The organism is Magnetospirillum sp. XM-1, from assembly GCF_001511835.1.
Lineage (GTDB): Bacteria > Pseudomonadota > Alphaproteobacteria > Rhodospirillales > Magnetospirillaceae > Phaeospirillum.
Genome location: NZ_LN997848.1, coordinates 1,099,184 through 1,111,821, shown reverse-complemented (window position 1 = coordinate 1,111,821; position 12,638 = coordinate 1,099,184). Strand labels below are relative to the sequence as shown.

At 67.7% G+C, this 12,638-nt stretch carries 13 protein-coding genes; 5 read left to right on the top strand and 8 right to left on the bottom strand.

Going from position 1 to position 12,638, the window contains the following annotated elements:
• Positions 1 to 10: 10 nt before the first annotated feature.
• A complete protein-coding gene (locus tag XM1_RS05295) occupies positions 11 to 1,372 on the top strand; it encodes a GH1 family beta-glucosidase (RefSeq protein WP_068430865.1) in 1,362 nt (453 codons plus the stop codon).
• A 12-nt stretch (positions 1,373 to 1,384) separates the two neighbouring features.
• On the opposite strand, the gene XM1_RS05290 is transcribed toward XM1_RS05295, so the two are convergent.
• From XM1_RS05290 to XM1_RS05275, 4 genes are all read right to left on the bottom strand, one after another.
• Positions 1,385 to 1,912, bottom strand: coding sequence for a 6-carboxytetrahydropterin synthase (locus XM1_RS05290; RefSeq protein WP_068430862.1), 528 nt, complete (start codon positions 1,910 to 1,912; stop codon positions 1,385 to 1,387).
• Positions 1,912 to 2,520 carry a 7-carboxy-7-deazaguanine synthase gene (gene queE / locus XM1_RS05285; RefSeq protein WP_068430858.1) on the bottom strand — a complete coding sequence of 203 codons (609 nt, stop codon included), beginning with the start codon at positions 2,518 to 2,520 and terminating at the stop codon, positions 1,912 to 1,914. Before queE ends, XM1_RS05290 begins: the two co-directional genes overlap by 1 nt.
• An 83-nt stretch (positions 2,521 to 2,603) precedes the next feature.
• Positions 2,604 to 2,945, bottom strand: coding sequence for a hypothetical protein (locus XM1_RS05280; RefSeq protein WP_068430855.1), 342 nt, complete (start codon positions 2,943 to 2,945; stop codon positions 2,604 to 2,606).
• A gap of 73 nt (positions 2,946 to 3,018) precedes the next feature.
• Positions 3,019 to 4,674 (bottom strand): methyl-accepting chemotaxis protein, encoded by a 1,656-nt coding sequence (locus XM1_RS05275; protein ID WP_231920692.1) that lies wholly within the window; start codon positions 4,672 to 4,674, stop codon positions 3,019 to 3,021.
• Between the two features lie 403 nt (positions 4,675 to 5,077).
• On the opposite strand from XM1_RS05275, the gene XM1_RS05270 reads away from it, so the two are divergent.
• On the top strand, positions 5,078 to 7,495 hold the full coding sequence (locus XM1_RS05270; protein ID WP_068430844.1) for an EAL domain-containing protein: 2,418 nt from the start codon (positions 5,078 to 5,080) through the stop codon (positions 7,493 to 7,495).
• Here the strand turns inward: XM1_RS05270 and XM1_RS05265 are convergent.
• From XM1_RS05265 to XM1_RS05255, 3 genes are read right to left on the bottom strand one after another with little or no spacing between them, the layout of a single operon-like run.
• Positions 7,479 to 8,243 carry a 16S rRNA (uracil(1498)-N(3))-methyltransferase gene (locus XM1_RS05265; protein ID WP_068430843.1) on the bottom strand — a complete coding sequence of 255 codons (765 nt, stop codon included), beginning with the start codon at positions 8,241 to 8,243 and terminating at the stop codon, positions 7,479 to 7,481. The two genes, XM1_RS05270 and XM1_RS05265, sit on opposite strands and share 17 nt — an antisense overlap.
• Positions 8,240 to 8,548, bottom strand: a complete 309-nt coding sequence (locus XM1_RS05260) for a type II toxin-antitoxin system RelE/ParE family toxin (RefSeq protein ID WP_068430839.1) — start codon at positions 8,546 to 8,548, stop codon at positions 8,240 to 8,242. The genes XM1_RS05265 and XM1_RS05260 overlap by 4 nt, the downstream gene beginning before the upstream one ends.
• Positions 8,545 to 8,796: a type II toxin-antitoxin system ParD family antitoxin gene (locus tag XM1_RS05255; protein WP_068430837.1), complete on the bottom strand. Its 252-nt coding sequence runs from the start codon at positions 8,794 to 8,796 to the stop codon at positions 8,545 to 8,547. Before XM1_RS05255 ends, XM1_RS05260 begins: the two co-directional genes overlap by 4 nt.
• A gap of 150 nt (positions 8,797 to 8,946) precedes the next feature.
• On the opposite strand from XM1_RS05255, the gene def reads away from it, so the two are divergent.
• From def to truA, 3 genes are read left to right on the top strand one after another with little or no spacing between them, the layout of a single operon-like run.
• Positions 8,947 to 9,459: a peptide deformylase gene (def, locus tag XM1_RS05250; protein WP_068430834.1), complete on the top strand. Its 513-nt coding sequence runs from the start codon at positions 8,947 to 8,949 to the stop codon at positions 9,457 to 9,459.
• Positions 9,456 to 10,373 carry a methionyl-tRNA formyltransferase gene (gene fmt, locus XM1_RS05245; RefSeq protein WP_068430831.1) on the top strand — a complete coding sequence of 306 codons (918 nt, stop codon included), beginning with the start codon at positions 9,456 to 9,458 and terminating at the stop codon, positions 10,371 to 10,373. Before def ends, fmt begins: the two co-directional genes overlap by 4 nt.
• Complete coding sequence (gene truA / locus XM1_RS05240) at positions 10,373 to 11,146, top strand: tRNA pseudouridine(38-40) synthase TruA (RefSeq protein ID WP_068430828.1); 774 nt, start codon at positions 10,373 to 10,375, stop codon at positions 11,144 to 11,146. Before fmt ends, truA begins: the two co-directional genes overlap by 1 nt.
• On the opposite strand, the gene XM1_RS05235 is transcribed toward truA, so the two are convergent.
• Positions 11,100 to 12,548 (bottom strand): glycosyltransferase 87 family protein, encoded by a 1,449-nt coding sequence (locus XM1_RS05235; protein WP_231920691.1) that lies wholly within the window; start codon positions 12,546 to 12,548, stop codon positions 11,100 to 11,102. The two genes, truA and XM1_RS05235, sit on opposite strands and share 47 nt — an antisense overlap.
• Positions 12,549 to 12,638: the final 90 nt, after the last annotated feature.

Below are 12,638 nucleotides of genomic sequence, written 5' to 3'. Positions count from 1 at the left end.
AGCCGCCGCCATGACTATCGCCAAAGCCGCCGATGCCGCCCCTCAAGGAGCGCGCCAGTTCCCCAAGGATTTCTTCTGGGGGGCTTCGACCGCCGCCTACCAGATCGAGGGCGCCTACGACACCGACGGGCGCGGCATGACCATCTGGGACAAGTTCACCGCCGACGGCAAGATCATGGATGGCAGCAGCGCCAAGGTGGCCTGCGACCACTACCACCGCTACCCCGAGGACATCGCCCTGATGAAGGCGGCGGGCTTCCAGGCCTATCGCTTCTCGCTGGCCTGGCCGCGCATCGTTCCGGCGGGAACCGGCAGGATCAACGAGAAGGGCCTCGATTTCTACGACCGGCTGGTGGACAAGATCCTGGAGGCCGGCATCAAGCCCATGGCCTGCCTCTACCACTGGGACCTGCCCCAGCCGCTGGAGGACAAGGGCGGCTGGCAGGGACGCGACATCGTCGGCCCCTTCGCCGAATACGCCCGCATCGCGACCAAGCGCCTGGGTGACCGGGTCAAGGACTGGTACATGCTGAACGAGCCGAACGTGGTGGCCATCATCGGCTACGGCATCGGCGAGCACGCGCCCGGATACAAGCTGGGCGAGGACGGCATCCTGAAGGCGCTGCACCACCAGAATCTGGCCCAGGGCACCGCGCTTCGCGCCATCCGGGCCGAACATTCCGACGCGGTACTGGGCACGGTGATCAACCTGCAGCCCTGCCGCTCCCAGGACGACGACCCCAAGAACCGGGCGGCGGCCATCCGCTGGGACGCGGTGTGGAACCGGGTGCCCTTGGACGGCGTCATGCGCGGCGCCATTCCCGACGTTCTGGCCGAAAAGATGGCCCACATCGTCAAGCCCGGCGACATGGAGACCTGCAAGTTCCCCATCGACATGCTGGGCATCAACTACTATTCCCGCATGACCATGAAGCACGAGGAAGGCCACCCCTTCGACGTGTTCTGGGGCGACGCCCATTGCGACCGCTGGACAGCCATGGCCTGGCCGGTGCAGCCCGACGGGCTTTACGACCTGCTGCGCGAGTTCAAGGAGCTGTACGGCAATCCGGCCGTCTTCATCGCCGAGAACGGCGCTGCCTATGACGACGTGGTCACCCCCGACGGCCAGATCCACGACGCCGAGCGCGTCGCCTTCCTGAAGGACCACGTCTCCGAGGTGGCCCGCGCCGTCAAGGACGGCTGCAACGTCAAGGGCTACCTGGTGTGGTCGCTCCTGGACAATTTCGAGTGGGCCTACGGCCTGTCCAAGCGCTTCGGCATCATCCGGGTGGATTACGACACCCTGAAGCGCACGCCCAAGGACAGCTACAAGTGGTTCGCCGAGGTGATCAAGACGGGGCGGGTGGGGTGATGCCCCACCACCTCACGCCGGGGCGTATTCGGCCATGCAGTTGGGGGTTTCCCACACCCTGACCGCCACCAGACGGGCGGTGGCGTCCGAGCGCTTGCGCACCGGCGCCACCAGCACCTCGAACCAGTGCTTGGCCAGGCATTCGGCGGTGGGCTGGAAGGGCACCACGTAGAGCTTGGTGCCCATGCGGGTCTCGGTGGTGAGCGCCGCGCCGTCGGCGGCAACCGTGGCGCGGATGGCCTTGACCCATTCTTCACCGCCGTCCTCCGGGGCGAATAGGGCCAGCAAGTCGGCATCGGCCGACGCCGCGATGAAGCCGTGATCGCAAGGCGCGTCGATCAGGCGCATCATCTCATCCTTGAGGAAGCCGAAATCCACCACCATGTCGGTCTGCTCGCCGCTGGGATGCAGGTGGCTGGCCTCGCACTCCACCTCGACCACGTAGCGGTGGCCGTGCAGGTTCCGGCACTTGGAGCCGTGGGTCATGATGCGATGGCCGGCGTCGATCTCGATGCGGCGGCGGACGCGGAAGGTGGACATCAGGGAATTCCCAGCAATTTGTGGGTCTGCAAGCTGAGCCGCCAGCGCGGATGAGTCAAGCAATGCGCGATTGCGGCTTGCGTATTGGCCTCGCGGTCCGGCCCGTCCATGGGCTGCAGCAGGAAATGGGCGAAGTCCAGGGACTCGAAATCCTCAGGCGCGGCGCCCGCTTGCGGGAAGACCAGCTTCAACTCGTCGCCCCGCGTGGTCTTCAATCCGGTTCCGGCCTTGGGGCTGACGCACACCCAGTCGATGCCGCCGGGCAGGTCCACCGTGCCGTTGGTCTCGATGGCGATCTGGAAGCCCCGGGCGTGCAGCGCCCGGACCAGCGCCGTATCCAATTGCAGGCCCGGCTCGCCGCCGGTCACCACCACGTAGCGGGTGTCGCCGCCCGCCGCCAGCACCGCGTCGGCCAGGGCGGCCGCGTCGGCGAACTTCTCGCCGCCGACAAAGTCGGTGTCGCAGAAGCGGCAGGTCGCGTCGGCGCGGTCCTCTTCGCGCCCGCTCCACAGATTGCAGCCGGCAAAGCGCAGGAAGACCGCCGGGCGGCCCGCCTGCACCCCTTCGCCCTGCAGGGTGTGGAAGATTTCGCGGACGGTATAGGACATGAAACCGGCAATCCTTTCTCCTGCCGCCATTGAGGCGGCGGCCAAGGGTGCGCGAGCACCCGCTTAGGCAGAGGGGCGGAAAATTAGTGATCCGAGCCGTGCAGGATCTGATCGGTGATGCCGGTCTCGTAGTCCAGCCCGGCGGGGGTCAGCGTCACCGCCATGGGGAAGCTGGCGCGGATCAGGCCCTTGCGCTCCAGGGCCACCCACACCGCGCCGTTGGCGAGGCCGCTGGCGTCCTTGCTCATCACCACCTTGCGGCCCACGTGGAAGTGGTTGCCATGGGGATGGGGCAGGGCCGACAGGAACACCTCGCCGCTGTCCATGCGGGTGGAGGTCTCGGGATGGCGGGCCAGTTCCTGGAACAGCACCAGGGTCTTCAATTGCAGCGGATTGAGCTTCAAGGGATTGGCGCGGGGCGGCATGGGCGTCTGGACCTCATGGAAACGGGGGCGGCATCATGGCACCAGCCGCCCCCCGATTCCAAGAGTCATGCCCTCAGGCGGCCATTTCCTTCAGGAAGGAGGCGACCTCGCGCTCCAGGTCGGCGCTTTCGCCCAGCAGCTGGTTGGCGGCCTCGAACACCGCGCGGGCCATGGCCCCGGTCTCCTCGGCGGCCCCCACCACGCCGGTGATGTTATGCACCACCTCGCGCGAGCCGGCGGCGGCCTGCTGGACGTTGCGCGAGATTTCCGCCGCCGCCGCGCCCTGCTGCTCCACCGCCCCGGCGATGGAGGACGACATCTCGTTGATGCGGACGATGGTCTCGGCGATGGAGGCCAGGGCGGACACCGCCGACCCGGCTTCCTCCTGCACGGCGGCGATCTGGCGCGCGATGTCCTCGGTGGCGCGCGACGTCTGCCCGGCCAGGTTCTTCACTTCGTGGGCGACCACGGCGAAGCCCTTGCCCGCCTCGCCGGCCCGGGCCGATTCGATGGTGGCGTTCAAGGCCAGCAGATTGGTCTGCGACGCGATGTCGTTGATCAGGCCCAGCACCTGGCCGATACGCTCCACCGCCTCGGTCAGTCCCGAGATGCGGCCATTGGCGGCCTCGGCCTCGCGGGACGCCGCCTCGACGATGGTGCTGGAGCGGTGAACCTGCGACGAAATCTCGTCGATGGAAGCGGTCAGTTCGCAACCGGCCGAGGCGACGCTTTCCACGCTGGCCGCCGATTGCTCGGTGGCGGCGGACACGGCGGCGCCCTGCACATGGGTCTGTGCGGCGTTGGCCGACAGGCTGTTGGAGGCGGTATGCAGATGCTCGACCGAGCCCTTGATCCGCCCCAGCATGGCCATCACCGCGGTGTCGAAACGCCGCGTCGCCGCCTCGACCCGCTGCTGGCGGACCTGAATGCGGGCCTGCTCCTCCTGCTCGGCGCGGCGGCGGGCCTCCGCCTCGATCAGGCCTTGACGCCAGCCGTCCAGGGCGCGGGCCAGGGGGCCGATCTCGTCGGCGCGCCCGGTTTCCGGCACCCGGACGTCCAGCGCGCCGCCACCCAGCCGGCCGACCGCCTCGCCCAGCCGGGCCATGGGGGCGATGATCGCCCGCGCCATGCCGACCACCAGGGCCAGGGTCGCCAGGGCCGCCAGGATGGTGAAGGCCACCACCAGCAGCTTGTAGGTGGATTCCTGATCGGCGGCCTGGGCTTCAACCGCCTTGGACAGGGCGTCCGAGCGCGTCACCAGGGTGTCGATGGCGGCGCGATGCTTGGCGTAGAGCCCCGTCAGAACCGCGAAGGACGCCTGGGCCGCGTCACGGTCCCCCTTCTCCAACGCCGGAAAGAAGCCGGCGAAAACCTGTTCATAGAACTGCACCGCCGGCTTGTAGGATTCCACCAGCAGGCCATCGCGAACCGAGGCGTCCAGGGTCTGATCCTGCCAATATTTGTGACGGTCGTCGTAATCCTTGCGCAGCCGCGCCATGGTTTCCTTGAGCGACGCCAGTTCGGCCGGACCGGCGGCCAGGGCCTGCGACGCCGTCAGGTAGGATTCGATGATGTATTCCGGCGGCGGCAGAATGTCGGCGACCAGATCCTTGGCCTGAATGATGCGGCCATAGACAGGCCCATTGACCTTGAGCTCGCCCAGCACGACGCCCCAGCCCAGCGAAATGCCGACCAGGGCTGCGGCTGTCGCCGCGGCAAGAACGGTCAACTTCCCTTTAATGGTCGCGATACCCGGCATTGCCGACCTCCGATACGAAATGCATGCCATATGCATAAAACATAGGCCATTAGGCTGTGAGATTAAATAGCACACAGATAAGAATGAATCGAAAAATATGCATAGCCATGCCGCAGAAACAGACCGGCAAAATATAGAAACAAATCTAAAATGACATAATCACGAAAGTAACCGAGATTTACAGTACATTCACACGGCGTCACTTTTCGATCCGCACCATGCGGCGCTCATTGCCCGCAGAATGATTCAGCGGCCAAGGGACAACAGGCTCCCGCGGAAAATCGGCGCCCGTGAATGGGGCTGGACGCCCCCGCCACCCGGCCTTATCCCTAGGCCGGCAAAGAGCAAGCCGAAGGAGGCGCGTCGGGTTCCCATGGATGTGAGCCAGACCATCAAGGGATTGTTCCATAGTGCGGTCGACGCCATCTGCGCCCACCGCGACGGCACCATCGTGGTGGCCAATCCCGCCTTCGCCCGGCTGTTCGGTTACGCTTCCGCCGACGACATGGCCGGCAAGCGGGTCCTCGACACCCTGGCCCCGGAGGAGCGCGAGCGGATCGGCGAATTCATCCGCCGCCGCGCCACGGGAATCGATGCGCCGTCCTTCTACGCCGCCACCGGCCTGCGCCGCGACGGCAGCCGGTTCGAGATGGAAGTCGGCGCCTCCATGTTCCAGGGCGACGGAGAAAGCTTCTGCGTCGCGGTGTTGCGCGACATCTCGGACGCGGCGGCCGCCAAGCGCCATCTGGTGGAGAGCGAGGAGCGCTTCCGCAATCTGTTCAAGCTGTCGCCCGACCCCACCTGGATCATCCAGGACAACCGCTTCGTGGAATGCAACCGGGCGGCCGTCGCCATCCTGGGCTATCCCGACGAGGACTCGCTGAAGAACGTCCACCCATCCGAATTGTCGCCGGAATTCCAGCCCGACGGCGAAGCCTCGTTCACCAAGGCCGAGCGGATGATGGGGCTGACCATGGCCAACGGGCTGCACCGGTTCGAATGGACGCACAAGCGCCGCGACGGCAGCCTCCTTCCCGCCGAGGTCACCCTGTCGGCCACCTTGCTGCAGGGCAAGCCCTCCATCTACTGCTCGTGGCGCGACATCTCCGAGCGCCATCAGGCCGAGGCCCAGATGCGCCTGGCCGCTGGCGTCTTCGATTCCACCCAGGAAGGCATCGTCGTCACCGACATCGACGGCACCATCGTGTCGGTGAACCCCGCCTTCACCCGCATTACCGGCTATGCTGGCTGCGAGGTGATCGGCAAGACCCCGGCCATCCTCAAATCCCATCATCAGGACCAGAACTTCTACCGCGCCATGTGGGCCGACCTGCGGGCCAGGGGGGAGTGGCGCGGCGAATTGTGGAACCGACGCAAGGACGGCGAGGCCTATCTGGAATGGCTGACCATCAGCGCCGTCAACGGCCCCGACGGCAAGCCGGCCCGCTTCGTGGCGGTGTTCTCCGACGTCACCGAATTGCGGCGCAAGGACGACCAGATCCGCCATCAGGCCTATCACGACGCCCTGACCGGCCTGCCCAACCGCTTCCTGCTGGGCGACCGCCTGGACCATGCCATGGAGATGGCCCGGCGCACCCAGGCCCAGGTGGCGGTGCTGTTCCTCGACCTCGACCGCTTCAAGATCGTCAACGACAGCCTGGGCCACCACGAGGGCGACAAGCTGCTGGTGGAGGTGGCCCGGCGCATCGGCCAGACGGTGCGCAAGAGCGACACCGTGTCGCGCCTGGGCGGCGACGAGTTCGTGGTGGTGCTGGGCACCTTCAGCGACAGCACCGAGGTGGCGCTGGTGGCCGAGAAGATCATCGCCAGCCTGAGCAAGCCCCTGCGGCTGTCGGGCAAGGCGGTGCACACGGGCACCAGCATCGGCATCGCCGTCTTTCCCCAGGACGGCGAGGACGCCGCCACCTTGCTGAAGAACGCCGACACCGCCATGTACCAGGCCAAGGCGGCGGGCCGCAGCTGCTTCCGCTTCTTCGACCGCTCCATGAATGCGCTGGCGGTGCGCCGCCTGGAACTGGAGGCGCAGCTGCGCCAGGCCATGGAAGCCGGCCAGCTGGAACTGCACTACCAGCCCAAGGTGGTGGTGGAGACCGGCGCCCTGGCCGGGCTGGAGGCGCTGCTGCGCTGGAACCATCCCGAGCAGGGGTGGATTCCGCCCATGGAGTTCATCCCGCTGGCCGAGGAAAGCGGCCTGATCATTCCTCTCAGCTATTGGGTGGTCGAGGAGGCCTGCCGCCATCTGGCCCAGTGGCGCAAGGCCGGAATCCAGGCCAAGGTCGCCATCAACCTGTCGGCGCGGCAGTTCCACGACGACAAGCTGCCCCAGCGCATCGAGGCGATCCTTCAACGCTGCAAGGTGCCGGGCAGCGCGCTCGAGATCGAGCTGACCGAAGGCTCGGTGATGGACGAGCCCCGCCGGGCCATCGTGATCTTGCAGCGGCTGCGCGCTCTCGGCCTGCGCATCTCGCTCGACGATTTCGGCACCGGCTATTCCAGCCTGGCCTACCTGAAGCGCTTCCCCATCAGCACCGTGAAGATCGACCGCTCGTTCGTCATGGACCTGCCCGACGACCCCGAGGACGCCGCCATCGTGCGGGCCATCCTCGACCTGGCCCGCGGCCTCAATCTGGACGTGGTGGCAGAAGGGGTGGAAACCGCCGAGCAGATGGAGTTCCTGCGCGCCGCCGGCTGCGGCCAGATCCAGGGCTATTACTTCAGCCCGCCGCTGCCCGCCGCCGAACTGGGCGAGTGGCTCAGGAAGAAGCCCTAGGCCCGGCTCCCCAATCGCCGGCCAGCGCCTGCACCACCGCCAAAGCGGCGATGGCCGCCGTCTCGGCCCTGAGAATGCGCGGCCCCAGCCCCACGGCACGGGCGAAGGGCTTGGCGGCGATCATCCGGCGCTCGTCCGGGTCGAAGCCGCCCTCGGGCCCGACCAGCAGGGCCAGCGGACCGGGGGGCAGGCCGTTCAGCACCTGGGCCAAGGGCGGGCCGCCGCCGCCTTCGTCGAGGAACAGCAGCACCCTTTCGGCGGGCCACGACGCCAGCACCTTGTCCAGCGGCGCCGGTTCGGCCAGCTCGGCGATCGTGAGGCGCTCGCACTGCTCGGCGGCTTCGACCAGATGGGCGCGCAGCCGCTCGGCATTGACCCGGCCCGCATTGGTGCGCCGAGTGAACACCGGCCACAGGCGCGAAACACCCAGTTCCGCCGCCTTCTCCACCACCAGATCGGTGCGGTCCTTCTTCAACGGCGCCGCCAGCAGCCAAAGGTCGGGCTCGGCCGCCTGGGGACGGATCTGGCTTTCGGGCACCAGGGCGGCGCCGGCCTTGGCCAGCGAGGCGACGCGCGCCAGCCACTCGCCGTCGCTTCCGTTGAACAGCAGCGCCGTCTCACCGATTTCGGCCCGCATCACCGAGGCGATGTAATGGGTCTGGTCACGGGTCAGCGCCACGGCATTGCCCGCCACCAGGGGGGCGTCGACGAACAGGCGGAAGCGGGGACGGGGGGCGGTCTCGGTCATGGCATATCGTCGAAATGGGCGTCGATGTCGCGGTGGCCTTCCAGGATGCTCACCACTTCGACCCGGTCATCCACATAGCGGAAGAAGATCACGTAACCGCGAAAAGCGATGCTGCGCAAGTCCGGGCGCAGTTCGGGACGGGACCGCCCCAGGGTGCCGGGAAGACCGGCGAGATCGCGGCACCTCTGGCGCAACCGGCCGACAAAATCCATGGCTGTCGCGACGCTGCCGCTGGCTTGCGCCACATGATCGAGAATGCCGAGCATGTCATCGCGCGCGTAATCCAGCAGGACCAGCCGCCTCACTCAGGCGTTCCCCCGCGCCGCAAATCCTCGGCCCGCCGGGCCAGGGCGTCGTCCAGGTCGGCATCGCTCACCTCGCCGCCCGCCGCCATGGCGGCGTCCAGATGCGAGCGCAACGCCGCCAGCTTCATTTCGCGCTCTTCGACCAGCCGTAGGCCTTCGCGCACCACCTCGCTGGCCGAGCCGTAGCGCCCGGTCCGCACCGCCAGCTCGACGAAACTCTCCCAACGCTCCCCGATGGACACGTTCATGACCGCACACTCCCGACAGGCCCGGCACAAGGAATAACATAAAATGCGCATAATTTGCTATCGGCGCGACAAGCCGTCTTGGCGCGACGCTTGACCTCGCCCGCGACCGGGCCTATGTCGGACGTAAGAGATTCGATCGAAGGTTCCGCCATGGCCTTGCTGCCCATCCTGACCGCGCCCGATCCGGTGCTGAAATCCAAGTCCAAGCCCGTCGCCGCAGTGGACGACCGCGTCCGCGCCCTGATGGACGACATGCTGGAAACCATGTACCACGCGCCCGGAATCGGGCTGGCGGCGCCGCAGATCGGCGTGCTGGAGCGGGTCATCGTCATGGATATCGGCCGCAAGGAGGAGGACCGCTCCCCCATCCGCATGGCCAATCCCGAGATCGTCTGGGCGTCCGAAGAGGACAACACCTACGAGGAAGGCTGCCTGTCGGTACCCGAGCACTATTCCAACGTGGTGCGCCCGGCCGCGGTCAAGGTCCGCTATCTCGACGAGACCGGGGCCAAGCGGGAAATCCACGCCGACGGCCTGCTGGCCACCGTGGTGCAGCACGAGATGGACCACCTGGACGGCGTCTTGTTCATCGACCACCTGTCGTCCCTGAAGCGCAACATGATCCTGCGCAAGCTGCTCAAGGCGCGGAAGGACGCGCAATGAAGCTGGTGTTCATGGGGACCCCCGATTTCTCGGTCCCCATCCTCGGCTCGCTGATCGAGGCCGGGCATCAGGTGATCTGCGTCTACTCCCAGCCGCCCCGGCCCGCCGGACGCGGCCACAAGGAGCAGCTGACGCCGGTTCATGCCTTCGCCCACGAGCGGGGTATTCCGGTGCGCACGCCAAAGAGCCTGAAATCCCCCGAAGCTTACTCCGAGTTCGCGGCGCTGGAGGCCGACGTGGCGGTGGTCGCCGCCTATGGCCTGATCCTGCCCCAGGCGGTGCTGGACGCGCCGCGTCTGGGCTGTCTCAACGTCCATGCCTCGCTGCTGCCGCGCTGGCGCGGCGCGGCGCCCATCCAGCGGGCCATCCTGGCCGGCGACCAGGAAACCGGAATCACCATCATGCAGATGGATGCGGGCCTGGACACCGGGGCCATGCTGGCCAAGGAAAGCATCCTGCTGCTGCCCGACTGCACCGCCTCCTGGCTGCACGACATGCTGGCCGCCATGGGCGCGCGCATGATCGTCGAGGTCGTGGGCAAGCTGGAAAACGAGGAGCCCGTGCCCGCCACGCCGCAGCCGGCCGAGGGCGTGACCTACGCCCACAAGCTGGCCAAGGAGGAGGGCCTGCTGGACTGGCGCCAATCGGCGGTGGAGCTGGACCGCAAGGTGCGCGCGCTCAATCCCTGGCCCGGCGTGTGGTTCGAGATGGGGGCCGAACGGGTCAAGGTCATCGAGGCGGCGGTGGTTCCCGGCACGGCAGCGCCCGGAACGGTGCTCGACGACCAGCTGAGCGTCGCCTGCGGCAAGTTCGCGCTGCGCCCCCTGAAGGTGCAGCGGGCCGGCAAGGCCGCCATGAGCGTCGCCGAAATGCTGCGCGGCCACGCCATCCCCAAGGGCACGGTGCTGGGCTAATGCCTCGCTACCGCCTGCTCGTCGAATACGACGGCACCCCCTTCAACGGCTGGCAGCGCCAGGACAAGGGAATGTCGGTGCAGGGCGTGCTGGAAGCGGCGGTGGAGAAGCTCTGCGGCCAGCCCTGCACCCTGCACGCGGCGGGGCGCACCGACGCCGGAGTCCACGCCACCGGCCAGGTGGCCCATGTGGACCTGCCCCGCGACTATCCCGCCGACACGGTCCGGGACGCGCTCAACTACCACATGAAGCCCAAGCCGGTGGCGGTGGTCGCCGCCGAGTTGGTCGGCGAGGACTTCCACGCCCGTTTCTCGGCGACGGGACGGGCCTATCTCTACCGCATCGTCAACCGCCGCGCGCCTTTGGCGCTGGAGCAGCACCGCGCCTGGTGGGTGCCGGTGGCGCTGGACGCCGATGCCATGGCCGAAGGAGCGCGCCGGCTGCTCGGCCATCACGACTTCACCACCTTCCGCGCCAGCGAGTGCCAGGCCAAAAGCCCCATGAAGACGCTGGACGTGCTGGACGTGACGCGGGTGGGAGACGAGATCCGCATCGTGGCGGCGGCCCGCTCGTTCCTGCACCATCAGGTGCGCAACATGGTCGGCACCTTGAAGCTGGTGGGCGAGGGCAAGTGGAGCCCCGACGACATGACCCGGGCGCTCGACGCCAGGGACCGCACCAAGGGCGGCCCCACCGCACCGGCCGCCGGGCTGGTGCTGACCGGGGTCAGGTATCCCGCTTCTTCGGACGATAGAAGCGGCCCGACAGGCTGACCCGGTCCAGCTCGTATTCCTCGCGCAGCACGGCGAACACCTCGTCCTGGAAATCCTGCCAGCGGGCGGGCGGCACCAGGGCGCCGGGATTGTCGTCCTCGGTATGCTTGGGGGGGTCGACCAGTTCCACCACGGCGATCTCGCGGCGCTTCAGCATGCCGGTCAGGGTGTCGGCGGGCAGGCGGCCCATGGTCATGGCCTGCAGGGAGTTGATCGGATCGTAGAAGGCCGGCTTGCCGGCCCTGAGGCACAACAGGTGCGACTGGCACAGCGCCGTGCCCTTGATGCCCTTCAGATAGGCCACGTCATCGTGGAACATGGCCTCGCGATTGGCCAGCTCGCCCAGAGCCTCCACCCCGAACCGCCCCAGGGCGGCGGGAGCGTAGGCCAGCACGCCGGCATTGATGACCAGCGCCATCACCGGCCGCGCCATGGGATAGGGCGCCAGATGCAGCACCAGGCCGGCGCCGATGGCCAGGGCGACATAGGCGTCGAAATAGACGTTGACGTCGGTTCCCGCCCCGCCGGAGAACCCCGCGCCCAGGGCCAGGCTGCAGACCAGATAGGCCAGGATCAGCCCGGCCGGCCGGGTGCGCCGCGCCGCCAGCAGCCCCAGGCCGACCACTGCCAGGGGAGCCTGGAACTGGCCGAGAATCTCGGTGGTGAACAGGAAGGCCCGGGTGAGGTCCCAGGTGCGCGACGCCAGCAACTGGGCGAAGAAGGGCGGGCCCAGCAAGACGCCGCTGGCCGCCGCCAGGGCGGTGCCGGTGGCGAAATAGGCCAGCCGGGCGCGGCCCGGTCCACGCACCAGGATGTCGACGGCGATCAGCAGGGGCAGGCAGACCAGGCTGTGCTTGACCAGCATTCCGGCCGAGAACAGCAAGGCGGTGAGCGCCGCGCGGCGCGCGTCCATCTCGCCGCCCAAATAGACCGCCAGACCGCCCAGCACGAAGGCGTGGGCCAGCAATTGCGGATTGTTCTTGCCCACGTGGTCGGTCAGCAGGCAGGCGAAGAACAGGGCGCAGGTCACGGCGGCGAACCAGCCGTCCAGCCTCGATCCCCCCGCCGAGCGGACGATAGAGCGCACCGCCAGGCAGACGGCCGCCGTCGATGCGTAAGACACCAGGCGGCCGGCCAGGTTGACGTCGCCCACCAGCTTGGACAGGACGCCGACCAGATAGAACGACAGCGGCGGATAATTGTTGAAGAAATAGGGCGAGCCCGAGGCGTAGAGCGACTCGCCGGCCAGGGCGCGCAGCTGGTAATAGGCGTTCCAGCCCTCGGTGTTGTCGATCTCGAAATCCCAGAACAAACGCGCCAGCGGATAGGCCAGCAGCACCAGCGCCAGCATGCCCAAGGCGCGGACCGTCACCCGGTAGGACCGCTCCGCATCCCCGTTCACATCAACTCCCCGCACGCCGCTCCTCCGCTCCCGACGGATTCGCCCTCGGGAGCGGAAGTGCCACATTCACGACGGCAAGGCAAGGCGAGA